We start from the raw sequence: 23,161 nt of genomic DNA on the forward strand, positions 1-23,161 counted from the left end.
TGGGATCGCCAAGACAGGCACCAACCTCGACGAATGCCGCTCAAACGCTGTCGATCATAGCTAGGCAATGCCAGTGCGATTTTAGTTCTCTTGAGCATGTTCTCTCGAGATCGAATTCGGATGCATGACCTCGGTGCGCGGGCCGCAGCTTCAAGCTGACCGGTTCAACTACTGCGGTCCTCTGTGGCGTCGAAGCGCTTTCCGCCCGTTGATGGGTGGTTGGCGCGATTTCGCTTTGTGCGGATTGTTCCGCGCAAGACGGCCTCGTCGGGCGGGTAGCTCGAAAGAATTTGCGGACCCGGTGACGGGCCGCGGCAGAACACAAAGGGTAATGCCAGGATGCCGACGATCAACCAGCTGATCGCTCAACCGCGGGAAGTGCAGAAGTCGCGCAAGAAGGTGCCGGCACTGCAGCAGTCGCCGCAGAAGCGCGGTGTTTGCACGCGCGTTTACACCACGACCCCGAAGAAGCCGAACTCGGCGCTTCGTAAGGTTGCCAAGGTGCGCCTGACCAACGGCTTCGAGGTGATCGGCTACATCCCCGGTGAGGGCCATAACCTCCAGGAGCACTCGGTGGTCATGATCCGCGGCGGTCGCGTCAAGGACTTGCCCGGCGTGCGCTACCACATCCTCCGCGGCGTTCTGGATACCCAGGGCGTCAAGAACCGTAAGCAGCGCCGTTCGAAGTACGGCGCCAAGCGTCCGAAGTAAGCGGGAACCAGGTCCATGTCTCGTCGCCATTCTGCCGAAAAGCGCGAAGTCCTTCCCGATCCGAAGTTCGGGAACATCATCGTCACGAAGTTCATGAATTCGGTGATGTACGCCGGAAAGAAGTCTGTCGCCGAAGGCATCGTCTACGGCGCATTCGGCCTCATCGAAAGCAAGACCAAGCAGAACCCGCTCGGCGTGTTCGAGCAGGCACTCGAGAACGTCATGCCGACGATCGAAGTGCGCTCCCGCCGCGTCGGTGGCGCGACCTATCAGGTTCCGGTCGAAGTTCGCTCGGTGCGCCGTCAGGCGCTGGGCATTCGCTGGCTGATCTCGGCTGCGCGCGATCGCAACGAGAAGACGATGACCGAGCGGCTCTCTGCGGAGCTCCTGGACGCGTCGAACAACCGGGGTAACGCCGTCAAGAAGCGCGAAGACGTGCACCGGATGGCGGAAGCCAACCGCGCCTTCTCGCACTATCGCTGGTAACGGCGACACACGGAATCTAAGGAACACTCCATGCCCCGCGTTCATGCCATAGAGAACTACCGTAACTTCGGTATCATGGCGCATATCGATGCCGGCAAGACCACGACCACCGAGCGCATCCTCTATTACACCGGCAAGAGCCACAAGATCGGCGAAGTGCACGAAGGTGCCGCGACGATGGACTGGATGGAGCAGGAGCAGGAGCGCGGCATTACGATTACGTCGGCCGCGACCACCGCGTTCTGGGAAGGCAAGCGTCTCAACATCATCGACACTCCCGGCCACGTCGACTTCACCATCGAAGTCGAGCGCAGCTTGCGCGTGCTCGACGGCGCCGTGTGCGTGCTCGACTCGAACCAGGGCGTCGAGCCCCAGACCGAGACGGTCTGGCGCCAGGGCGACAAGTACAAGGTTCCGCGCATCGTCTTCGCCAACAAGATGGATAAGACCGGCGCCGACTTCTACAAGTGCATGCAGGATATCGTCGACCGCCTCGGCGCGAAGCCGATCGCGATCCAGCTTCCGATCGGCTCCGAGAACAACTTCAAGGGTCTGGTCGATCTCGTTCGTATGAAGGGCGTGGTCTGGGAAGAAGAGAAGCTCGACGCCAAGTTCGTCGACATCGATATTCCCGAGGACATGGTCGAGAAGGCCAAGGAATATCGCGAGAAGCTGTTGGAAGCCGCCGTCGAGCTCGACGACGAAGTTCTCGCCGCTTACCTCGACGGCAAGGAGCCCGACGAGGCGACGTTGAAGCGCTTGATCCGCAAGGCCGTGCTGACTGGCGCGTTCTTCCCGGTATTGTGCGGCTCGGCGTTCAAGAACAAGGGCGTGCAGCCTTTGCTCGACGCGGTCGTGGATTATCTGCCGTCGCCCGTTGACGTGCCCGCCATCAAGGGCGTCGACGAAGACGGTAACGAGGTCGTTCGCCTGCCGGACGACAAGGAGCCGCTGGCTCTGTTGGCCTTCAAGATCATGGACGACCCATTCGTCGGCACCATCACCTTCTGCCGCATCTATTCCGGCACGCTGCTGTCGGGCACCGGCGTCATCAATTCGACGCGCGACCGCAAGGAGCGCATCGGCCGCATGTTGCTGATGCATGCGAACAACCGCGAAGACATCAAGGAAGCCTATGCCGGCGACATCGTCGCATTGGCTGGCCTGAAGGAAGCGCGCACCGGTGACACGTTGTGCGATCCCGACAAGGCGGTGATCCTCGAAAAGATGGAATTCCCCGAGCCGGTCATCGAGATCGCGATCGAACCCAAGTCCAAGGCCGACCAGGAAAAGCTCGGCGTGGCGCTGGCGAAGCTCGCTGCGGAGGATCCGTCCTTCCGCGTGTCGACCGACCAAGAGTCCGGCCAGACCATCCTCAAGGGAATGGGTGAACTCCATCTCGACATCAAGGTCGACATTCTTCGCCGCACCTACAAAGTCGATGCCAACATCGGCGCGCCGCAGGTGGCGTTCCGTGAGCGCGTCACGAAGAGGGCCGAGGTCAAGTACACCCACAAGAAGCAGACCGGCGGTACCGGTCAGTTCGCGGAAGTGTCGATCGTGGTCGAGCCGAACGAGCCCGGCAAGGGTTACGAGTTCGAGTCCAAGATCGTCGGCGGTGCGGTTCCGAAGGAATACATCCCCGGCGTCGAAAAGGGCCTCAACAGCGTGATGGGCTCTGGTGTCGTCGCGGGCTTCCCCGTGGTCGACGTCAAGGTTCAGCTTGTCGATGGCAAGTATCACGACGTCGACTCGTCGGCGCTCGCCTTCGAAATCGCTTCGCGTGCTGCATTCCGCGAAGCCTTGCAGAAGGGCAAGTCCGTCCTGCTCGAGCCGATCATGAAGGTCGAAGTGGTGACCCCGGAAGATTACACCGGCTCGGTCATCGGCGACCTGAATTCCCGGCGCGGTCAGATCCAGGGTCAGGACATGCGCGGCAACGCCAACGTCATCAACGCGATGGTGCCGCTCATGAACATGTTCGGTTACGTGAATAACCTGCGCTCGATGAGCCAGGGTCGCGCGACCTTCACCATGCAGTTCGACCACTACGCAGAAGCGCCGGCCAACGTGTCGGCAGAAGTCCAGAAGAAGTTTGCCTGATTGTCGTCGGTCTCGAACTGACGATTGAACGGAGAGTCAAATGGCCAAAGCAAAGTTTGAACGTAACAAGCCGCACTGCAACATCGGCACCATCGGTCACGTCGACCATGGCAAGACGTCGCTGACCGCGGCGATCACCAAGGTCCTCGCCGAAGCCGGCGGCGCGACGTTCACGGCGTACGACCAGATCGACAAGGCGCCGGAAGAGAAGGCGCGCGGTATCACGATCTCGACGGCGCACGTCGAATACGAGACCAAGAACCGCCACTACGCGCACGTCGACTGCCCCGGCCACGCCGACTACGTGAAGAACATGATCACCGGCGCCGCCCAGATGGACGGTGCGATCCTGGTCGTGTCGGCCGCTGACGGTCCGATGCCGCAGACCCGCGAGCACATCCTGCTCGCCCGCCAGGTCGGCGTTCCCGCGCTCGTCGTGTTCCTCAACAAGTGCGACATGGTCGACGATCCGGAACTGCTCGAGCTCGTCGAGCTCGAGGTTCGCGAGCTGCTCTCGAAGTACGAATTCCCGGGCGACACCATCCCGATCATCAAGGGCTCGGCGCTCGCCGCTCTCGAAGATTCCGACAAGACGCTCGGCCATGACGCGATCCTCGAGCTGATGAAGCAGGTCGACGCCTACATTCCGCAGCCGGAGCGTCCGGTCGACCTTCCGTTCCTGATGCCGGTTGAAGACGTGTTCTCGATCTCGGGCCGCGGCACCGTCGTGACCGGCCGTGTCGAGCGCGGTATCGTCAAGGTCGGCGAGGAAATCGAGATCGTCGGTCTGCGCGCCACGCAGAAGACCACGGTCACTGGCGTCGAAATGTTCCGCAAGCTGCTCGATCAGGGCCAGGCCGGCGATAACATCGGTGCGCTGCTTCGCGGTACCAAGCGCGAGGACGTCGAGCGCGGCCAGGTGCTGTGCAAGCCGGGTTCCGTCAAGCCGCACACCAAGTTCAAGGCTGAGGCTTACATCCTCACCAAGGAAGAGGGCGGCCGCCACACCCCGTTCTTCACCAACTACCGTCCGCAGTTCTACTTCCGCACCACCGACGTGACCGGTGTCGTGCATCTGCCGGAAGGCACCGAGATGGTGATGCCGGGCGACAACATCGCGATGGAAGTGCACCTGATCGTGCCGATCGCGATGGAAGAGAAGCTCCGCTTCGCGATCCGCGAAGGTGGCCGTACCGTCGGCGCCGGCGTCGTCGCCTCGATCATCGAGTAATTACGAGAATAGGGATCGGCGAATAGCGAATGTGACATTCGCTATTCGCTATTCGCCACCCCACTGAAGAAAGACCACGGCAATGAACGGCCAAAACATTCGTATCCGTCTCAAGGCGTTCGACCATCGTATCCTCGATACGTCGACCCGCGAGATCGTGAACACGGCGAAGCGCACCGGCGCGCAGGTCCGCGGACCCATTCCGCTGCCCACCCGCATCGAGAAGTTCACCGTCAACCGTTCGCCGCACGTCGACAAGAAGAGCCGCGAGCAGTTCGAGATGCGCACTCACAAGCGCCTGCTCGACATCGTCGATCCGACCCCGCAGACCGTCGATGCTTTGATGAAGCTCGACTTGGCCGCCGGTGTCGACGTCGAGATCAAGCTCTAAGATTTTTGGATCACGTTCGCCACTAGCGGACAGAAAGAACAGGAAGCACGCCGATGCGCTCCGGAGTGATCGCACAAAAGGTCGGGATGACGCGGGTCTTTACAGAGGCCGGCGAACATATCCCCGTGACCGTGCTGAAGCTCGGCAATTGCCAGGTCGTAGGCCACCGCACCGAAGAGAAAAACGGTTATGTCGCGCTCCAGCTTGGTTCTGGCAGCCGCAAGACCGTGTACATGCCCAAGGCGGAGCGCGGCCAGTTCGCGGTCGCCAAGGTCGAGCCGAAGCGGCAGGTCGAGGAATTCCGCGTCTCCGCGGATCAGATGATCCCCGTCGGTGCCGAGATCCTGGCCGACCACTTTGTCGTCGGTCAGTTCGTCGACGTCACCGGTACCTCGGTCGGTAAGGGTTTTGCCGGCGGTATGAAGCGCTGGAACTTCGGCGGTCTGCGCGCCACTCACGGCGTCTCGGTCTCGCACCGTTCGATCGGTTCGACCGGTGGCCGTCAGGACCCGGGCAAGACCTGGAAGAACAAGAAGATGCCCGGTCACATGGGCGTCGACCGCATCACCACGCTCAACCTTCGGGTCGTTCAGCTCGATGTCGAGCGCGGTCTGATCCTCGTCGAAGGCGCCGTTCCCGGTTCCAAGGGCGGCTGGATCCGCGTGCGCGACGCCGTCAAGAAGCCGCTGCCTAAGGAAGCTCCGAAGCCCGGCAAGTTCAAGGTTGCTGGCGAAGCGGACGCTGCTCCGGCTGCGCAGGAGGCGTGAGATGGAATTGAAGGTCACCACCCTCGAAGGTAAGGAAGCCGGCTCGGTCCAGCTTTCCGACACCATTTTCGGCCTCGAGCCGCGCCAGGACATCATCGCACGTTGCGTGCAGTGGCAGCTCAACAAGCGCCAGGCCGGCACGCACAAGGCCAAGGGCCGCGCGGAGATCTGGCGCACCGGCAAGAAGATGTACAAGCAGAAGGGCACCGGTGGTGCTCGTCACGGCTCGGCTCGCGTGCCGCAGTTCCGCGGCGGTGGCCGTGCCTTCGGTCCGGTGGTGCGTTCGCACGCCACCGACCTGCCGAAGAAGGTCCGTGCGCTCGCGCTCAAGCATGCGCTCTCGGCCAAGGCCAAGGACGGCGATCTCATCGTGATCGACAAGGCCGCGCTGGAAGCCGCCAAGACCAAGGCGCTGCTCGGTCATTTCTCCGGTCTGGGTTTGACCAACGCGCTGATCATCGACGGCGCCGAGCTCAACAACGGCTTCGCCGCTGCAGCCCGCAACATCCCGAACATGGACGTGCTGCCGATCCAGGGCATCAACGTCTATGACATCCTGCGCCGTCGGAAACTCGTTCTGACCAAGGCCGCCATCGATGCGCTGGAGGCGCGCTTCAAATGACGAAGAACATCGAGCCTCGCCACTACGACGTGATCCTGTCGCCGGTCGTGACCGAAAAGGCCACGATCGCCTCGGAGCACAACAAGGTGCTGTTCAAGGTGGCCGCGAAGGCGACCAAGCCGCAGATCAAGGAAGCGATCGAGAAGCTGTTCGACGTCAAGGTCAAGAGTGTCAACACGCTGGTCCGCAAGGGCAAGACCAAGATCTTCCGCGGCAACCTCGGCTCGCAGTCGAACTCCAAGCGCGCGATCGTGACTCTCGAAGAGGGTCACCGGATCGACGTGACCACCGGTCTGTAAGGTCGTACGACGATGGCACTGAAGACATTCAATCCCACGACGCCGGGCCAGCGCCAGCTGGTCATGGTCGATCGTTCGGCCCTCTACAAGGGCAAGCCGGTCAAGGCGCTTACCGAAGGCAAGCACTCCTCTGGCGGCCGCAATAACACCGGTCGCATCACCGTGCGCTTCCGCGGCGGCGGTCATAAGCGGACGTTGCGTACCGTCGATTTCAAGCGTGACAAGGTCGATGCGCCCGCGACGGTCGAGCGGCTGGAGTACGATCCGAACCGCACCGCGTTCATCGCGCTGGTCAAGTACGAAGACGGCACCCAGGCCTATATCCTGGCGCCGCAGCGTTTGGCCGTCGGTGATTCCGTCGTCGCCGGCAACTACGTCGACGTGAAGCCGGGCAATGTCATGCCGCTCGGCAACATGCCGGTCGGCACGATCATCCACAACATCGAGGTCAAGATCGGGAAGGGCGGCCAGCTCGCCCGTTCCGCGGGCACCTACGCCCAGCTCGTCGGTCGCGACCAGGACTACGTGATCGTCCGCCTGAACTCGGGCGAACAGCGCCTGGTGCACGGCCGTTGCCGCGCCACGATCGGCGCGGTGTCGAACCCGGATCACATGAACACGTCGATCGGCAAGGCCGGCCGCAACCGTTGGCTGGGCCGCAAGCCGCATAACCGCGGCGTCTCGATGAACCCGATCGACCATCCGCACGGCGGTGGTGAAGGTCGTACCTCGGGCGGCCGCCACCCGGTTACTCCGTGGGGCAAGCCGACCAAGGGCAAGAAGACCCGCTCCAACAAGTCGACCAACAAATTCATTCTCCTAAGCCGCCACAAGCGGAAGAAGTAAGGAACGCCGGACATGGTTCGTTCAGTCTGGAAAGGCCCGTTCGTCGAGGGTTCTCTGCTCAAGAAGGCAGATGCCGCGCGCTCGTCCGGCCGTCACGACGTCATCAAGATCTGGAGCCGTCGCTCGACGATCCTGCCGCAATTCGTCGGTCTGACCTTCGGCGTCTACAACGGTCAGAAGCACGTGCCGGTGGCCGTCAACGAGGAAATGGTCGGTCACAAGTTCGGCGAGTTCTCGCCGACCCGGACCTTCCATGGCCACTCCGGGGACAAGAAAGCCAAGAAGGCTTGAGGATTAAACGATGAGCAAACCTAAGCGCGAACGGAGCCTCGCCGAGAACGAGGCCAAGGCGGTCGCCCGGATGCTGCGGGTGAGCCCGCAGAAGCTCAACCTGGTCGCCCAGCTCATTCGCGGCCGGAAGGCGGCTGCTGCGCTCGCCGACCTGCAGTTTTCGCGCAAGCGGATCGCGGTTGACGTGAAGAAGTGCCTGGAATCGGCTATTGCCAACGCCGAGAACAACCACGACCTCGACGTCGACGATCTCGTCGTGGCGCAGGCCTTCGTCGGCAACGGCCTCGTGATGAAGCGCTTTGCCGCCCGCGGCCGTGGCCGTTCGGGCCGTGTCTACAAACCATTTTCACAGCTGACGATCATCGTTCGTCAGGTCGAAGCCGCAGCAGCGGCTTAAGGGACGCAGGAGAACACGATGGGTCAAAAGATCAATCCGATCGGTCTGCGTCTCGGCATCAACCGGACCTGGGATTCCCGCTGGTACGCGGGCAAGCAGGAATACGGCAAGCTGCTGCACGAGGACGTCAAGATCCGCGAGATCCTGCACAAGGAGCTCAAGCAGGCGGCCGTCGCCCGCATCGTGATCGAGCGTCCGCACAAGAAGTGCCGCGTCACCATCCACTCGGCTCGTCCGGGCGTGGTGATCGGCAAAAAGGGTGCCGACATCGACAAGCTGCGCAAGAAGGTCGCGGACATCACTGCGTCCGACGTCGTCATCAACATCGTCGAAATCCGCAAGCCGGAGCTCGATGCGACGCTGGTGGCCGAGTCGATCGCGCAGCAGCTGGAGCGCCGCGTGGCGTTCCGCCGCGCCATGAAGCGCGCCGTGCAGTCGGCGATGCGTCTCGGCGCGGAAGGCATCCGCATCAACTGCTCGGGACGTCTGGGCGGCGCGGAAATCGCGCGCATGGAGTGGTACCGCGAAGGTCGCGTGCCGCTGCACACGCTGCGCGCAGACATCGACTACGGCGTTGCGACCGCGTTCACGACCTTCGGCACCTGCGGTGTCAAGGTCTGGATCTTCAAGGGCGAGATCCTCGAGCACGATCCGATGGCCCAGGACAAGAGAATGGCCGAAGGTGAGACTGGTGGCGGCGGCGATCGCGGCGGCCGGCAGCGCCGGGACAACGCTGCAGCCTGACGCCAGCACAGAGAATTTGAGGGCTTGAAGCCATGATGCAACCTAAGAAAACGAAGTTCCGGAAGGCGCATAAGGGCCGTATCCACGGCGTTGCGTCTTCGGGCGCGACGTTGGCCTTCGGCCAGTTCGGTCTGAAGGCGACCGAGCCTGAGCGCGTCACTGCGCGCCAGATCGAAGCCGCTCGCCGCGCGCTGACCCGCCACATGAAGCGCGCCGGCCGCGTCTGGATCCGCATATTCCCCGACGTTCCCGTGTCGAAGAAGCCTGCCGAAGTCCGCATGGGCTCCGGCAAGGGCGCGCCGGAATTGTGGGTCGCGCGCGTCAAGCCGGGCCGGGTGCTGTTCGAGATCGACGGCGTCAACACCCAGACGGCGCGTGAAGCGCTGACCCTGGCGGCAGCCAAGCTGCCGATCAAGACGCGCTTCGTCGAGCGCATTGCGGAGTAATGGCCATGGCCCAGATGAAAATCGAAGACATCCGCGCGTTGAGCCCCGATCAGCAGGATGACGCCATCCTGAACCTGAAGAAGGAGCGCTTCAACCTGCGCTTCCAGCGCGCCACCGGGCAGCTCGAGAACACCTCGCGTCTGCGCGAGGCCCGCCGTGACATCGCCCGGATCAAGACCGTCGCCGCGCAGACGCGCGCGAAGAAGAAGTAAGAGGCTTACGAAGATGCCGAAACGTACTTTGCAGGGCGTGGTCGTCAGCGACAAGCAAGCCAAGACCATCGTGGTGCGCGTCGATCGCCGCTTCACGCACCCGATCTACAAGAAGACGATCCGCCGTTCGAAGAACTACCACGCGCACGACGAGAGCAACGAGTTCAAGCCGGGCGACATGGTGTGGATCGAGGAATCGAAGCCGATTTCGAAGTTGAAGCGCTGGGTCGTGATCCGGGGCGAACACAAGAAAAGCGCCTGATCTGTTGGCTTTAGCCGACTGACTTCAGGTAAATGTTGAGCGCCGGCTGGGCTGGCGCAAATAGAAGAGGACGAGGTGCATCAATGATTCAGATGCAGACCAACCTCGACGTGGCCGATAATTCTGGCGCACGCCGTGTCATGTGTATCAAGGTGCTCGGGGGCTCCAAGCGCCGCTACGCCACGATCGGCGACATCATCGTTGTCTCGATCAAGGAAGCGATTCCGCGTGGCAAGGTGAAGAAGGGCGACGTGATGAAGGCCGTCGTGGTGCGCGTCCGCAAGGACATCCGCCGCGCCGACGGTTCGGTCATCCGCTTCGACCGCAACGCCGCCGTTCTGATCAACAATCAGTCCGAGCCGGTCGGTACCCGTATCTTCGGGCCCGTGCCGCGCGAGCTGCGCGCCAAGAACCACATGAAGATCATCTCGCTCGCGCCGGAGGTGCTGTGATGGCTGCGAAGATCCGCAAGGGCGACAAGGTCGTCGTGCTGACCGGCCGCGACAAGGGCCGCACCGGCGAGGTGTTCGAAGTGCGTCCGGACGCCGGTACGGCGCTGGTGCGCGGCATCAACATGGTCAAGCGTCACCAGAAGCAGACGCAGGCCCAGGAGGGCGGCATCATCTCGAAAGAGTCGCCGATCCAACTGTCCAACATCGCGTATGTCGGCAAGGACGGGAAGCCGACCCGCGTCGGATTCAAGATTCTGGCGGACGGCAAGAAGGTCCGCATCGCCAAGAGCTCGGGAGCTGAGATCGATGGCTGAGGCCGCTTACACGCCGCGCCTGCGCGCGGAATACGACGCGAAGATCCGGACGGAAATGACCGAGAAGTTCGGTTATGAGAACGTCATGCAGGTTCCGCGCCTGGACAAGGTCGTGCTGAACATGGGCGTTGGCGATTCCGTCAACGACCGCAAGAAGGCCGAGAACGCCGCTGCGGAATTGACCCAGATCGCCGGCCAGAAGGCGATCGTGACCTATTCGCGCATCGCGATCGCGACCTTCAAGTTGCGTGAGAACCAGCCAATCGGCTGCAAGGTCACGCTGCGCAAGGCCCGCATGTACGAGTTCATCGATCGCCTGGTGACGGTCGCGCTGCCGCGCGTCCGCGACTTCCGCGGCTTGAACCCGAAGAGCTTCGACGGTCGTGGCAACTACTCGCTCGGCCTCAAGGAACACATCATTTTCCCCGAGATCGACTTCGACAAGGTCACGGAATCCCGCGGTATGGACATCACCGTCTGCACCACGGCCAAGACCGACGACGAGGCGAGGGCCTTGTTGACCGCTTTCAATTTCCCGTTCCGGCAGTGAGACGCTGACCTAAAGCCTCTCAAACGCGGATACCCAGGAGCCAAACATGGCAAAGAAGAGTTCAATCGAGAAGAACAACCGGCGCAAGCGGATGACGAAGAACGCCGCCCCGAAGCGCGAGCGGTTGAAGGCGATCATCGCCGACAAGACGTTGCCGATGGAGGAGCGGTTCGCCGCGACCCTGAAGCTGGCGGAAATGCCGCGCAACTCGTCGGCGACCCGCATCCGTCTGCGTTGCGAGCTGTCGGGCCGTTCGCGCTCGAACTATCGCTTGACCAAACTGTCCCGCATCGCAATGCGGGACCTTGGCTCCAAGGGCATGGTCCCGGGCCTCGTGAAGTCCAGCTGGTAAGGAGGGTCGTTTAGATGTCTACGCACGATCCAATCAGCGATCTGATCACCCGCATCCGCAACGCGCAGATGCGCTCCAAGAACAAGGTCTCCACGCCTGGCTCGAAGATGCGCGAGAACGTGCTCGAGGTGCTGAAGAGCGAAGGCTACATCCGCGGTTACGCCACGCTCGAGCACTCCTCGGGCCGCAGCGAGATCGAGATCGAGCTGAAGTATTTCGACGGCGAGCCCGTTATCCGCGAGATCGAGCGTGTCTCCAAGCCTGGGCGTCGCGTTTACGCCTCGGTGAAGAACCTGCCGCGGGTCAATAACGGACTCGGCATTTCGGTGTTGTCGACACCGAAGGGAATCATGGCCGACCACAGTGCGCGTGAAGCGAACGTGGGCGGCGAAGTTCTCTTCACGGTGTTCTGAGAAGGATTTTTGATCCATGTCACGTGTTGGCAAAAGGCCGGTAGCGGTGCCGTCGGGTGTGACCGCGACCGTCGACGGGCAGACCGTCAAGATGAAGGGGCCGAAGGGCCAGCTTCAGTTCGTCGTCCATAGCGACGTTGAGGTGAAGCTCGACAACGGCCAGGTCAAGGTGAACCCGCGGGTCGAGACCAACCGCGCGCGGGCCCTTTACGGGACCGCTCGCGCCCAGGTCGCGAATCTGGTCGAAGGCGTCACCAAGGGTTTCGAGAAGAAGCTCGAAATCACCGGCGTCGGTTACCGCGCCGCGCTGCAGGGCAAGAACCTGCAGCTCGCGCTCGGCTACAGCCACGATGTGGTTTACGCGATCCCGGAAGGGATCACGATCACCGTGCCGAAGCCGACCGAGATCACGGTGACCGGCAGCGACATTCAGCGCGTCGGCCAGGTCGCCGCCGAGATTCGCTCCTATCGTCCGCCGGAGCCCTACAAGGGCAAGGGCGTGAAGTATGTTGGCGAATTCATCTTCCGCAAGGAAGGCAAGAAGAAGTAACGGAGCCGGTCATGTCGAAAGCCAAGGTTACGAATGCCCGGCGCAAGCGCAGTGTACGTCTGAAGCTGCGCCGCTCGGGTGGCGGCCGTCCGCGCCTGTCGGTATTCCGCTCGTCCAAGCACATCTACGCCCAGGTCATCGACGACCTGAAGGGCGAGACGCTGGCCTCTGCCTCGTCGCTCGAGAAGTCGATGCGCGATGGCGGCAAGACCGGCGCCGACATCGATGCGGCGAAGGCGGTCGGCAAGCTGCTGGCCGAGCGCGCCGCAGAGAAGGGTGTCAAGGAAGTCGTGTTCGATCGCGGCAGCTATCTCTATCACGGGCGCGTCAAGGCTCTTGCCGACGCGGCGCGTGAGAGCGGGCTGAGCTTCTAACAGAATTTGAGGATTGAGGCGTAAGCCTCTGAAGGACTGGAAAAACCATGGCAGAACGCGAACAACGTGGTGGACGCGATCAACGCGGCGGCGGACGTGAACGCAGGGAAGAGCGCGACAGCGAGTTCGTCGACAAGCTCGTCCACATCAATCGCGTCGCCAAGGTCGTCAAGGGCGGCAAGCGCTTCGGTTTCGCAGCGCTGGTCGTGATCGGCGACCAGAAGGGCCGCGCCGGCTTCGGTCACGGCAAGGCGCGCGAAGTGCCTGAGGCGATCCGCAAGGCAACCGAATCCGCCAAGCGCAACCTGACCCGCGTGTCGTTGCGCGAGGGCCGCACGCTGCATCACGATATCGCCGGCCGTCATGGCGCGGGCCGTGTTTACCTGCGCGCGGCTCCGGCCGGTACCGGGATCATCGCCGGCGGTCCGATGCGCGCGGTGTTCGAGACGCTCGGCGTCCAGGACGTGGTTGCGAAGTCGATCGGCTCGTCGAATCCGTACAACATGGTTCGCGCGACTTTCGATGCGCTGAAGCATCAGGATTCGCCGCGCTCGGTCGCTGCCCGCCGCAACATCAAGGTGTCCACCCTCCAGTCCCGCCGTATCGGTGGCGACGCCGAGGCGGTTGCCGAATAACGGAAGCTTTTCGGAGTAGACGCCCATGGCCAAGAGTGCCGTTACGACCGCAAAGACGATCAAGATCGAGCAGACCGGCAGCGCGATCCGCCGCCATCACTCGCAGCGCTCGACGCTGATCGGGCTCAAGCTCAACAAGATCGGCCGCACCAGCGAACTGCCGGACACCCCGGCGGTGCGCGGCATGATCTTGAAGGTTCACCATCTCGTTCGCATCGTCGACGAGAAGTAAGCAAAGGCGCACGATCCCGAAGCGGGAACCCGTTTTCGGTGAAGGTCATGCGCAAGAAACAAGGAGCAGGGCGATGAAGCTCAGCGATATCGCCGACAATGCCGGCTCACGCAAGAAGCGTATGCGCGTCGGCCGCGGCATTGGTTCGGGCAAGGGCAAGCAGGCCGGCCGCGGTGGCAAGGGCCAGACCGCGCGTTCGGGCGTGCGCATCAAGGGTTTCGAAGGCGGTCAGATGCCCTTGCATCGCCGTCTGCCCAAGCGCGGCTTCAACAACATCTTCCGCATCGAGTTCGCCGAGATCAATCTCGACCGGCTCCAGGACGCGGTCGATGCCAAGAAGATCGATGCCGGCAGCGTCGTGAACGTCGAATCCCTGGTCAAGGCCGGCGTGCTGCGCCGCGCCAAGGGCGGCCTGCGGCTGCTCGGCCGCGGCGAGTTCAAGGCCAAGCTCAACATCGAAGTGCACGGCGCCTCGAAGACCGCGATCGCGGCAGTCGAGAAGGCCGGCGGCTCGGTGAAGATCCTCGCGCCTGCCAAGGAAGAAGGCGAGGCGGCGTAACAACTGCGTCATCGGCCCGCGGCTCGCGGGCCTTTACGCATGCGGGACGATGGACTTATCGAAGCCGTAGCCCCAGATAATGTCCGGTGTCCGGTATAATGTAGCCCGGCCGCGGGCATAACGGCGCAAAAGGCGGCGGGAGAAAGTCCAAGATGGCCTCTGCAGCGGAACAACTGGCAGCCAATCTTAATTTCGGTGCGTTTGCCAAGGCCGACGAACTGAAGAAGCGCATCTGGTTCACCCTGGGTGCGCTGCTCGTTTATCGGCTCGGGACCTACATCCCGCTGCCCGGCATCGATCCCAACATCTGGGAGCAGGTATTCCGCTCCCAGGCGGGCGGCATCCTCGGCATGTTCAACATGTTCGCCGGCGGCGGCATTCACCGCATGGCGATCTTTGCGCTGAACATCATGCCGTATATCTCGGCCTCCATCATCATCCAGCTCCTGACCACCGTCTCGCCGCAGCTCGAGGCGCTGAAGAAGGAAGGCGAGTCCGGCCGCAAGCTGCTGAACCAGTACACCCGTTATCTCACGGTGATCCTGGCCGCGTTCCAGTCCTACGGCATCGCGGTGGGCCTCGAAGGCGCCGGCAACGTCGTCAGCGACCCCGGCATGTTCTTCCGTCTGTCCACCGCGATCACGCTGACCGGCGGCACCATGTTCCTGATGTGGCTGGGCGAGCAGATCACCTCGCGCGGCATCGGCAACGGCATTTCCCTGATCATTCTCTCCGGCATCGTCGCCGAGCTGCCCGCGGCGCTCGCCAACATGCTCGAGCTCGGCCGTCAGGGTGCGATGTCGACCGGCCTGATTCTGGTCGTCATCATCATGGCGGTGGCCGTGATCGCCTTCATCGTGTTCGTGGAGCGCGCCCAGCGCCGGCTCTTGATCCAGTATCCGAAGCGCCAAGTCGGCAACAAGATGTTCGAGGGGCAGTCCTCGCATCTGCCGCTCAAGCTCAACACTTCGGGCGTGATCCCGCCGATCTTCGCGTCCTCGTTGCTGCTGCTGCCGACCACGGTTGCGAACTTCAACGCGGGGAGCGGGCCGGAATGGTTCCAGTGGATCAACACCCAGCTCGGCCACGGCCGTCCGCTGTTCCTGATCATGTATCTGGCGCTGATCGTGTTCTTCGCCTTCTTCTACACCGCGATCGTGTTCAATCCGACCGAGACCGCAGACAATCTGAAGAAGCACGGCGGCTTCATTCCGGGTATCCGTCCGGGCGAGCGTACCGCGGAATATATCGACTACGTGCTGTCGCGCATCACCGTGCTCGGCGCGGTCTACCTGGCGATCGTCTGCTTGATTCCGGAAATCCTGATCTCCTACGCCTCGGTGCCGTTCTACTTTGGCGGCACTTCGTTGCTGATCGTCGTCAGCGTCACCATGGACACGGTGGCGCAGGTGCAGGGCTATCTCCTGGCGCATCAGTACGAAGGTCTGATCCGGAAATCGAAGCTGCGCGGCCGGCGCCGTTAAGCGCGGAGTCCTCTCAGGCGGCGCAATTGCGCCGCCGATTCGCCGCGCGAGTAACGCGCGGCGCCTGCGGGAGCGGCCAGCCAGCCATCCGGTGGCATCGGCAGAGCCACTCGCACTGAAGCGCAATCACTGATCTCAAAGGCTTCTTGGCGTCCGGCCATTTGCTCCCCTATGATATGGGTAGCGGTGCGGCGCTGATTATGATTTGCACTGTAACTGGACTTCAAAACACAGGTGCGCGACGTATCGCGCACCAATCGGGGGGCGTACGCCGATGAGAATTATACTTCTGGGGCCGCCGGGATCGGGCAAGGGCACCCAGGCGCAGCTGCTGGTGCAGCGCTATGGCATCGTCCAACTCTCGACCGGCGAGATGTTGCGTGCCGCGGTGGCGGCCGGAACGCCGGTCGGTCTCAAGGCCAAGGAGATCATGGCCAGCGGCGGTCTTGTGCCCGACGATGTCGTGGTCGGAATCATCTCCGATCGAATCGATCAGCCGGATGCCAAAAACGGTTTCATCCTCGACGGTTTCCCGCGCACTGTGCCGCAGGCCGAGGCGCTGGATGAGCTGCTCAAGCACAAGCACCTCAAGCTCGACGCCGTGATCGAGCTCCGCGTCAACGAGAGTGCACTCCTGAACCGTGTCGAGACCCGCGTCGCCCAGATGCGCGAGCGCGGGGAGGAGGTCCGACTCGACGACACCCCGGAGGTCCTGACCAAGCGGTTGGCCAGCTACCGCAACCAGACGGAACCGCTGATTCACTACTATTCCGAGCGGCGGAAGCTCTCGACCATCGACGGCATGATGGCGATCGACGAGGTCACCCGCGCCATCCATCGCCTGCTCCTGGCGCTTGGGGCGGTCGAGCCCAAGACGCATGGCAAGACGCACGGCAAGGCCTCCGCCCGGCGCACGGCCAAGGCGGCTCCGGCCAAAAAGGCCAAGGCGGCGAAGAAATCGGCCAAAAAGCCGGCGAAGGCGGCCAAAAAGGCCGCCAAATCCAGGAAAGCGGCCAAGAAGGCCGCGAAGGGTCCTAAGAAGGCGGCCAAAAAAACCGTCAAGAAAACCGTGAAGAAAAAGGCAGCCAAAAAGACCGCCAGGAAGGCTGTCAAGAAAGGTGCCAAAAAGGCCGCAAAAAAGGTCACGAAAAGGCGAGCTAAGCGCTAGCAGCGGTTGACGAAAGCCCCCTGAATCCCCTAATAAGCCCCGCATCCAAGTCGGATAGTTTCAAACGATGCCGGGCCCCAGGAAGACTAGGGGTGGGCGTCGTGTTCGCGTTTGTGAACACCTGCCCGAGAAACCAAGCACTTAAAGCCCGATTCCTGACGAGGGATCGGCGACAGGAGAGAAGGCCGTGGCCCGTATTGCCGGCGTGAACATCCCGACCAACAAGCGCGTGCTGATCGCGCTCCAGTACATCCATGGCATCGGTCAGAAGATCGCCGGTGAGATCATGGAGAAGGTCAAAATCCCGGACGATCGTCGGGTCAATCAGCTCAGCGACGCCGAAGTGCTTCAGATCCGCGAAGTGATCGACCGCGACTATCTCGTCGAGGGCGATTTGCGTCGTGAGGTCGGCATCAACATCAAGCGTCTGATGGATCTCGGCTGCTACCGCGGCCTGCGCCATCGTCGCGGTCTGCCGGTGCGTGGCCAGCGTACCCACACCAATGCGCGCACGCGCAAGGGTCCGGCCAAGGCCATCGCCGGCAAGAAGAAGTAAGTTTTCGCATCCAATTACGGCGTGTGGCGACCCGGGGATGACCCGTTCGCCACACGCCTTTCGTTCTACAGGTGTAGCCGCTGGCATTACGGCGGCGTTTGAGATCTTCAGGAAAGGTAGTCTATGGGCAAGGAAGCCACCCGCGTTCGTCGTCGTGAGCGCAAGAACATCGCCTCCGGCGTCGCGCACGTGAACTCGTCGTTCAACAACACGACCATCACCATCACCGATGCGCAGGGCAACACGATCGCCTGGTCCTCCGCCGGCACGATGGGCTTCAAGGGCTCGCGCAAGTCGACCCCGTATGCCGCGCAGGTTGCGGCCGAGGACGTGTCGAAGAAGGCGCAGGAACACGGCATGCGCACGCTGGAAGTCGAAGTCGCCGGTCCCGGTTCGGGCCGCGAATCGGCGCTCCGGGCGCTCCAGGCCGCGGGCTTCACCGTCACCTCGATCCGCGACGTGACCACGATCCCGCACAACGGTTGCCGTCCCCGCAAGCGCCGGCGCGTTTGATACGAAGTTGCGGGCGCATCGTCGCCTGCGATGACTTTTTTAAGAAGCCGCAGGTGCGACCTGTGGCCTTTCTCCAACGCCAGTATCTGCAACGGCAGTTTGACTGGCCTGTATGGGTGAAACAGTGACGATCCAGAAAAATTGGCAAGAACTGATTCGACCGAACAAGCTCCAGGTGCAGCCCGGCAGCGATTCGAACCGTTTCGCGACCATCGTCGCCGAGCCGCTCGAGCGCGGCTTCGGCCAGACGCTCGGCAACGCGCTGCGCCGCATCCTGCTGTCGTCGCTCCAGGGCGCGGCTGTGCAGTCGGTGCACATCGACGGCGTGCTGCACGAGTTCTCCTCGATCGCGGGCGTCCGTGAGGACGTCACCGACATCGTGCTCAACATCAAGGACATCTCGATCAAGATGCAGGGCGAAGGCCCCAAGCGCATGGTCGTGAAGAAGTCCGGCCCGGGCGTCGTCACTGCCGGCGACATCCAGACCGTGGGCGATGTCGTCGTGCTCAACCCGGACCTGCAGATCTGCACGCTCGACGAGGGCGCCGAGATCCGCATGGAGTTCACGGTCGCCACCGGCAAGGGCTACGTGCCCGCCGAGCGCAACCGCCCCGAGGACGCGCCGATCGGCCTGATCCCGGTCGACAGCCTGTACTCGCCGGTCCGCAAGGTCTCCTACAAGGTCGAAAACACCCGCGAGGGCCAGATCCTCGACTACGACAAGCTGACCATGACGATCGAGACCAACGGCGCGCTGACGCCGGATGATTCCGTGGCCTACGCTGCGCGCATCCTGCAGGACCAGCTCAACGTGTTCGTCAACTTCGAAGAGCCGCGCAAGGAAGTCGCCCAGGAGATCATCCCGGACCTCGCCTTCAACCCGGCCTTCCTCAAGAAGGTGGACGAGCTCGAGCTGTCGGTGCGTTCGGCCAACTGCTTGAAGAACGACAATATCGTCTACATCGGCGACCTCGTGCAGAAGTCGGAAGCCGAAATGCTCCGCACTCCGAACTTCGGCCGCAAGTCGCTGAACGAGATCAAGGAAGTGCTGGCCCAGATGGGTCTGCATCTCGGCATGGAAGTGCCGGGCTGGCCGCCGGAGAACATCGACGAGCTCGCCAAGCGCTTCGAGGATCATTACTGATCCGAACGACGACAGGCTGAGGCGCGAATTCATCGCGCCTTAGCGGGCGAACGCAGGCAGCCCACCTGAGCAACTGGTCCGACGAACCGTCGCGACGAATGAAATTCAAGGAATAGATAAAATGCGTCACGGCAAGGTTCATCGCAAGCTCAACCGCACCGCCGAGCATCGCCGCGCGATGTTCGCCAACATGTGCGCCGCGCTGATCAAGCACGAGCAGATCGTCACCACGCTGCCGAAGGCGAAGGAATTGCGTCCGATCGTCGAGAAGCTGATTACCCTCGGCAAGAAGGGCGGGCTGGCCATGCGCCGCCAGGCCATCTCCGAGATGCGCGACAAGGATCAGGTCAGGAAGTTGTTCGACACGCTCGCGCCCCGCTACAAGGATCGCCAGGGTGGCTACACCCGCATCATCAAGGCGGGCTTCCGCTACGGCGACAACGCCCCGATGGCCGTGATCGAGTTCGTCGATCGCGACGTCGATGCCAAGGGCCAGGACTCCGGTCCGGTGCAGGAAAAGGAAGCCGAGGCGGCGTAAGCCGACCGCGGAGAGTTTTCAGAAAGCGGCGCCTTCGGGCGCCGCTTTTTTGTTGGCGCGGCTGCATCTCATACCGCGCATCGTTTCGTTGAACGCGATTCCGGCCGGGGGGCTCTCGATGAGGATTGTGTCAGGGATTGCGCTGGCGCTGCTGATGTCGCCGGCCTCTGGCGAGACGCTGGTCGAGCGCGGCGCCTATCTCGTCAACAGCGTGATGGTTTGCCACAACTGCCACACGCCGCGAGGGCCGCAAGGGCTCGATCTCTCTCGCGCGCTCTCCGGGGGCAGCCAGGTTTTTGACGAGCCCGCCTTCAAGGTCTCTGGCTCCAACATCACACCGGACAAGGACACCGGCATCGGCAACTGGACCGACGCCGAGCTGAAGCGGTTTCTCGTCAGCGGCGTCAGGCCGAACGGAACCAGGGTCGCGCCGATCATGCCGACCGCGTTCTACACCGTGCTCACGGCCCGCGATCTCGACGCGCTCGCAGCTTATTTGCGCTCAGTGCCGGCCGTACGCCACGAGACGCCGCCGCCGGAATACAGAAGCGCGCCGAAGCCGGAGACGCCGATCTACGCCGGCAAGCAGGCGAACGAGGCTGAGCTTTCCGACAGGCTTGCGCGCGGCCGCTATCTCCTGACCATCGCCCATTGCCTGGAATGCCACACGCCGGACGGCCCGTCCGTCGTGCACGATTTCGCCGGAGCGAGCGGCAAGGGCGGCCGGACATTCAAGGGGCCGTGGGGCGAATCCGTCTCCGCCAACATCACCGCGGATATAGCCGCGGGCATCGGCGGGTGGAGCGACGACGAAATCAAACGTGCGATTGCGCAAGGCATCGCACGCGACGGCCACAAACTGAAGCCGCCGATGGCCTATGCGGCCTATGCCAGCATGACGGCCCAGGATCTCGATGCCATCGTCGCGTTTCTCCGGACGCTTCCGCCTCGCAACTAAATCCTCACGCGTCGGTGAGGGGCGATTGCACCCGCCCGCGCAGCGCACGATATCTCCGTCAGTTTCAATGGAGACATCGCATGAACATCGACCTTTCCGGAAAGACCGCCCTCGTCACCGGCTCGACCGCCGGCATCGGCCACGCCATCGCCAAGGGCCTTGCCGGCTCGGGTGCGAGCGTCGTGATCAACGGACGGGGCCAGGACAAGGTCGATGCGGCCGTGCGCAAGCTGGAAGGGGCGGGCGGAAAGGTCCGCGGCATCGCCGCCGACGTCTCGACCGCGGCGGGCTGCAAGGCGTTGGCGGCGGCGCTGCCAGACGTCGACATCCTTATCAACAATGCCGGCATCTTCGAGCCGAAAGACTTCTTCGACATTCCGGACGAAGACTGGAGTCGCTTTTTCGAGGTCAACGTGATGAGCGGCGTGCGTCTGTCACGCGCGTATATGAAGGGCATGCTCAAGCGCAACTGGGGCCGAATCGTCTTCATCTCCTCGGAATCAGGGCTCAACATTCCCGTCGAGATGATCCACTACGGCATGAGCAAGACGGCGCAGCTCTCGGTCGCGCGCGGCCTGGCGCAGCTCACACGCGGCACCGGCGTCACCGTCAATTCCGTGCTGCCGGGCCCGACCATGTCGGAAGGCGTCGAGACCTTCGTGAAGGATCTCGCCAAGCAGAACGGGCAGTCGGTCGATGAGGCCGCGGCCAATTTCGTCAAACAGCATCGCCCAAGCTCGCTGCTCCAACGCTTCGCCAGCGTCGACGAGATCGCCAACATGGTGGTGTATGCGGCTTCGAAGGAAGCCTCCGCGACCAACGGTGCGGCGCTGCGCGCGGAAGGCGGCATCGTCAACACGATTGCCTGAGGCCGTCTCATGCCGGCCTATGTGATCTCGGAGGTCGAGGCGCGTGATCAGGCCGCGATGGAGGCCTATCGTACGCTGGCTGCTGCTACCATCGCGCAATATGGCGGCCGCTATCTCGTCCGCGGCGGCGCCGCCGAATTGGTGGAGGGCGGCCCGCCGCCCAAGACCATCATCATCGTGGAGTTTACCTCGATGGAACGCGCGCGCGAATGGTACGCGTCGCCGGAATATGCGGAGGCGCTAAAGCTTCGGCAGACCGCGCTGGAGCGGCGGTTGATGTTCGTCGAGGGCCTGGTTCCGGCCTAGCTGGTCTGCTCGCTTGCCTCTTCAATTCGCGGCGGGACCGGCTAAACCTCGGTTTTATGCTCTGGCCCCTCTCGACCCGCCATAAACGCCTGTTCAGGCTGACATCCGCGCGATGGCAGCGGCGGGCGATCTTCGTGCTCGGTGGAATCGGGGTTGGCGCCGCGGCGGTGGCGCTGGCGCAGCTTGCCGATCTCGCCCAGCACGCCTTTGCGCTGCTGTTGGCCCAGTCGCGGTACGCCGTGCTCGCGGTGACTCCTCTCGGCTTCATGCTCTCGGCCTATCTGACCACCCGGTTGTTCCCGAACGCACAGGGCAGCGGCATTCCTCAGGCGATCGCCGCACGGCATCTGACCGACCAGACGGCGCGCGAGAGCCTGGTCTCGATCCGAATCGCGATCGGAAAGGTGATCCTCACCTTGTTCGGTCTGCTGTGCGGTGGCTCCGTCGGCCGGGAAGGACCGAGCGTTCAAGTCGGCGCTTCCATCATGTTCGCGCTCGGCCGCGTCTCGCCACGCCGCCAGCCCGGATTGATCCTGGCCGGCGCGGCTGCTGGCGTCGCGGCCGCCTTCAACACGCCGCTGGCGGGGATCGTCTTCGGCATCGAGGAGATGAGCCGTGCTTTCGAGACGCGTACCAGCAGCCTGATCATCGCGGCGGTGATCGCGGCCGGCCTGACCTCGCTCGCGCTGATGGGCAATTACGCCTATTTCGGCAGCAGTGCGATGTCGCTGGCCCCCGGCGCCGACTGGCTCGCGGTTCCGGTGTGCGGCGTGGTTGGCGGCGTGGCCGGCGGCGTCTTCAGCCGCATCGTCATCACCATGGCGCGGGGCTCGGCCCATCCGTTCGGGCGTGCGGTCAAGGGCCACCCTTTGTGGTTCGCGCTCGCGTGCGGATTGGCGGTCGCGATCTGCGGTATCGTCTCCGGCGATACGGTCTATGGCACAGGCTACCAGCAGGTAAAGACGGCCCTGGAGCAGGGCGCACCGCTGCCGCAGGACTTCGGCATCCTCAAGCTTCTCGCCACCACCTTCGCGGCGATCAGTGGCATACCCGGCGGAATTTTTTCGCCGTCACTCGCCGTTGGAGCCGGCCTCGGCAGCAATATCGCGTCCTTCTTCCACGACGCTCCGCTCGGTGCGATCATGTTGCTCGGCATGGTGTCGTATTTTGCAGGGGTGGTGCAGGCGCCGATCACCGCTTTCGTCATCGTGACCGAGATGACCGACAACCACGCCATGGTGGTGCCGTTAATGGCCGCTGCCCTGATCGCACACGCCACCTCACGGCTGATCTGCGAGGAAGGGATCTACCACGCGCTCGCCAAGGGCTTTATCGAGCGGGCGACGCGTCCGCCGGAGACGAAAGCGGCGCCCGCTTCGAGCTAAG

General features: G+C 63.0%; 35 protein-coding genes. All 35 read left to right on the forward strand.

Translation table 11 applies throughout. From position 1 onward, the window contains the following. Positions 1-339: 339 nt before the first annotated feature. The 35 genes from rpsL (at position 340) to IVB40_RS14765 (ending at position 23,160) form a co-directional block, all read left to right on the forward strand. A complete protein-coding gene (gene rpsL / locus IVB40_RS14595; protein WP_007603006.1) occupies positions 340-711 on the forward strand; it encodes a 30S ribosomal protein S12 in 372 nt (123 codons plus the stop codon). Positions 712-726: 15 nt separating this feature from the next. Further along, on the forward strand, positions 727-1,197 hold the full coding sequence (gene rpsG / locus IVB40_RS14600) for a 30S ribosomal protein S7 (RefSeq protein WP_007603009.1): 471 nt from the start codon (positions 727-729) through the stop codon (positions 1,195-1,197). Positions 1,198-1,227: 30 nt separating this feature from the next. Next, positions 1,228-3,300 (forward strand): elongation factor G, encoded by a 2,073-nt coding sequence (gene fusA / locus IVB40_RS14605; protein WP_027518591.1) that lies wholly within the window; start codon positions 1,228-1,230, stop codon positions 3,298-3,300. 40 nt (positions 3,301-3,340) lie between these two features. Next, positions 3,341-4,531 (forward strand): elongation factor Tu, encoded by a 1,191-nt coding sequence (gene tuf / locus IVB40_RS14610; protein ID WP_018456453.1) that lies wholly within the window; start codon positions 3,341-3,343, stop codon positions 4,529-4,531. Positions 4,532-4,613: 82 nt separating this feature from the next. After that, positions 4,614-4,922, forward strand: coding sequence for a 30S ribosomal protein S10 (rpsJ, locus tag IVB40_RS14615; RefSeq protein WP_002712302.1), 309 nt, complete (start codon positions 4,614-4,616; stop codon positions 4,920-4,922). 53 nt (positions 4,923-4,975) lie between these two features. Further along, on the forward strand, positions 4,976-5,689 hold the full coding sequence (gene rplC / locus IVB40_RS14620; RefSeq protein ID WP_007603016.1) for a 50S ribosomal protein L3: 714 nt from the start codon (positions 4,976-4,978) through the stop codon (positions 5,687-5,689). Between the two features lies 1 nt (position 5,690). Beyond that, complete coding sequence (gene rplD, locus IVB40_RS14625) at positions 5,691-6,311, forward strand: 50S ribosomal protein L4 (protein ID WP_007603018.1); 621 nt, start codon at positions 5,691-5,693, stop codon at positions 6,309-6,311. Continuing rightward, complete coding sequence (locus IVB40_RS14630; RefSeq protein ID WP_007603019.1) at positions 6,308-6,610, forward strand: 50S ribosomal protein L23; 303 nt, start codon at positions 6,308-6,310, stop codon at positions 6,608-6,610. The genes rplD and IVB40_RS14630 overlap by 4 nt, the downstream gene beginning before the upstream one ends. Positions 6,611-6,622: 12 nt before the next feature. Then, entirely contained in the window at positions 6,623-7,456 is an 834-nt protein-coding gene (gene rplB / locus IVB40_RS14635; protein WP_007603020.1) for a 50S ribosomal protein L2, read from the forward strand. Between the two features lie 12 nt (positions 7,457-7,468). Next, positions 7,469-7,747, forward strand: a complete 279-nt coding sequence (gene rpsS, locus IVB40_RS14640; RefSeq protein ID WP_007603021.1) for a 30S ribosomal protein S19 — start codon at positions 7,469-7,471, stop codon at positions 7,745-7,747. A gap of 10 nt (positions 7,748-7,757) precedes the next feature. Further along, positions 7,758-8,144: a 50S ribosomal protein L22 gene (rplV, locus tag IVB40_RS14645; protein ID WP_007603022.1), complete on the forward strand. Its 387-nt coding sequence runs from the start codon at positions 7,758-7,760 to the stop codon at positions 8,142-8,144. An 18-nt stretch (positions 8,145-8,162) separates the two neighbouring features. Beyond that, a complete protein-coding gene (rpsC, locus tag IVB40_RS14650) occupies positions 8,163-8,888 on the forward strand; it encodes a 30S ribosomal protein S3 (RefSeq protein WP_007603023.1) in 726 nt (241 codons plus the stop codon). A 32-nt stretch (positions 8,889-8,920) separates the two neighbouring features. Further along, a complete protein-coding gene (gene rplP, locus IVB40_RS14655) occupies positions 8,921-9,334 on the forward strand; it encodes a 50S ribosomal protein L16 (RefSeq protein WP_007603024.1) in 414 nt (137 codons plus the stop codon). A gap of 5 nt (positions 9,335-9,339) precedes the next feature. Next, positions 9,340-9,546, forward strand: coding sequence for a 50S ribosomal protein L29 (gene rpmC, locus IVB40_RS14660; protein ID WP_007603026.1), 207 nt, complete (start codon positions 9,340-9,342; stop codon positions 9,544-9,546). Between the two features lie 13 nt (positions 9,547-9,559). Continuing rightward, positions 9,560-9,808, forward strand: coding sequence for a 30S ribosomal protein S17 (gene rpsQ / locus IVB40_RS14665; protein WP_007603028.1), 249 nt, complete (start codon positions 9,560-9,562; stop codon positions 9,806-9,808). Positions 9,809-9,891: 83 nt separating this feature from the next. Next, positions 9,892-10,260: a 50S ribosomal protein L14 gene (gene rplN / locus IVB40_RS14670; protein ID WP_007603030.1), complete on the forward strand. Its 369-nt coding sequence runs from the start codon at positions 9,892-9,894 to the stop codon at positions 10,258-10,260. Then, positions 10,260-10,574, forward strand: coding sequence for a 50S ribosomal protein L24 (gene rplX / locus IVB40_RS14675; protein ID WP_007603031.1), 315 nt, complete (start codon positions 10,260-10,262; stop codon positions 10,572-10,574). Before rplN ends, rplX begins: the two co-directional genes overlap by 1 nt. Then, positions 10,567-11,124: a 50S ribosomal protein L5 gene (gene rplE / locus IVB40_RS14680; RefSeq protein ID WP_007603032.1), complete on the forward strand. Its 558-nt coding sequence runs from the start codon at positions 10,567-10,569 to the stop codon at positions 11,122-11,124. Before rplX ends, rplE begins: the two co-directional genes overlap by 8 nt. A 46-nt stretch (positions 11,125-11,170) precedes the next feature. Then, positions 11,171-11,476: a 30S ribosomal protein S14 gene (gene rpsN, locus IVB40_RS14685; RefSeq protein ID WP_007611604.1), complete on the forward strand. Its 306-nt coding sequence runs from the start codon at positions 11,171-11,173 to the stop codon at positions 11,474-11,476. A 14-nt stretch (positions 11,477-11,490) separates the two neighbouring features. Then, positions 11,491-11,889, forward strand: coding sequence for a 30S ribosomal protein S8 (gene rpsH / locus IVB40_RS14690; RefSeq protein WP_007603034.1), 399 nt, complete (start codon positions 11,491-11,493; stop codon positions 11,887-11,889). Between the two features lie 16 nt (positions 11,890-11,905). Continuing rightward, positions 11,906-12,439, forward strand: coding sequence for a 50S ribosomal protein L6 (gene rplF / locus IVB40_RS14695; protein WP_007611603.1), 534 nt, complete (start codon positions 11,906-11,908; stop codon positions 12,437-12,439). A gap of 11 nt (positions 12,440-12,450) precedes the next feature. Next, entirely contained in the window at positions 12,451-12,813 is a 363-nt protein-coding gene (gene rplR / locus IVB40_RS14700) for a 50S ribosomal protein L18 (protein ID WP_007603036.1), read from the forward strand. Between the two features lie 47 nt (positions 12,814-12,860). After that, positions 12,861-13,448 carry a 30S ribosomal protein S5 gene (rpsE, locus tag IVB40_RS14705; RefSeq protein WP_007603037.1) on the forward strand — a complete coding sequence of 196 codons (588 nt, stop codon included), beginning with the start codon at positions 12,861-12,863 and terminating at the stop codon, positions 13,446-13,448. Between the two features lie 25 nt (positions 13,449-13,473). Next, complete coding sequence (rpmD, locus tag IVB40_RS14710; RefSeq protein ID WP_007603038.1) at positions 13,474-13,680, forward strand: 50S ribosomal protein L30; 207 nt, start codon at positions 13,474-13,476, stop codon at positions 13,678-13,680. Positions 13,681-13,753: 73 nt separating this feature from the next. Then, a complete protein-coding gene (gene rplO / locus IVB40_RS14715) occupies positions 13,754-14,239 on the forward strand; it encodes a 50S ribosomal protein L15 (RefSeq protein ID WP_007611602.1) in 486 nt (161 codons plus the stop codon). Positions 14,240-14,391: 152 nt separating this feature from the next. Then, entirely contained in the window at positions 14,392-15,723 is a 1,332-nt protein-coding gene (secY, locus tag IVB40_RS14720; RefSeq protein ID WP_007611601.1) for a preprotein translocase subunit SecY, read from the forward strand. Positions 15,724-15,997: 274 nt separating this feature from the next. Continuing rightward, the gene (locus tag IVB40_RS14725) at positions 15,998-16,891 is read left to right on the forward strand and encodes an adenylate kinase (RefSeq protein WP_247819179.1); all 894 of its coding nucleotides are present in this window, start codon (positions 15,998-16,000) and stop codon (positions 16,889-16,891) included. A gap of 187 nt (positions 16,892-17,078) precedes the next feature. Further along, on the forward strand, positions 17,079-17,447 hold the full coding sequence (gene rpsM / locus IVB40_RS14730) for a 30S ribosomal protein S13 (protein WP_007611599.1): 369 nt from the start codon (positions 17,079-17,081) through the stop codon (positions 17,445-17,447). Between the two features lie 123 nt (positions 17,448-17,570). After that, positions 17,571-17,960, forward strand: a complete 390-nt coding sequence (gene rpsK, locus IVB40_RS14735) for a 30S ribosomal protein S11 (RefSeq protein WP_007603045.1) — start codon at positions 17,571-17,573, stop codon at positions 17,958-17,960. Between the two features lie 112 nt (positions 17,961-18,072). Then, positions 18,073-19,104, forward strand: a complete 1,032-nt coding sequence (locus tag IVB40_RS14740; protein ID WP_035961343.1) for a DNA-directed RNA polymerase subunit alpha — start codon at positions 18,073-18,075, stop codon at positions 19,102-19,104. Between the two features lie 121 nt (positions 19,105-19,225). Continuing rightward, positions 19,226-19,642, forward strand: a complete 417-nt coding sequence (gene rplQ / locus IVB40_RS14745) for a 50S ribosomal protein L17 (RefSeq protein ID WP_007603047.1) — start codon at positions 19,226-19,228, stop codon at positions 19,640-19,642. A 118-nt stretch (positions 19,643-19,760) separates the two neighbouring features. After that, the gene (locus tag IVB40_RS14750) at positions 19,761-20,600 is read left to right on the forward strand and encodes a cytochrome c (RefSeq protein ID WP_247396637.1); all 840 of its coding nucleotides are present in this window, start codon (positions 19,761-19,763) and stop codon (positions 20,598-20,600) included. Between the two features lie 80 nt (positions 20,601-20,680). Continuing rightward, entirely contained in the window at positions 20,681-21,469 is a 789-nt protein-coding gene (locus IVB40_RS14755; protein WP_247819180.1) for an SDR family oxidoreductase, read from the forward strand. 9 nt (positions 21,470-21,478) lie between these two features. Then, positions 21,479-21,775 carry a DUF1330 domain-containing protein gene (locus IVB40_RS14760; protein WP_247819181.1) on the forward strand — a complete coding sequence of 99 codons (297 nt, stop codon included), beginning with the start codon at positions 21,479-21,481 and terminating at the stop codon, positions 21,773-21,775. Positions 21,776-21,831: 56 nt separating this feature from the next. Beyond that, positions 21,832-23,160, forward strand: a complete 1,329-nt coding sequence (locus IVB40_RS14765) for a chloride channel protein (protein ID WP_247819182.1) — start codon at positions 21,832-21,834, stop codon at positions 23,158-23,160. Position 23,161 lies beyond the last annotated feature (1 nt).

The sequence above is a fragment of the Bradyrhizobium sp. 40 genome, from assembly GCF_023100925.1.
In the GTDB taxonomy this organism is placed as follows: domain Bacteria; phylum Pseudomonadota; class Alphaproteobacteria; order Rhizobiales; family Xanthobacteraceae; genus Bradyrhizobium.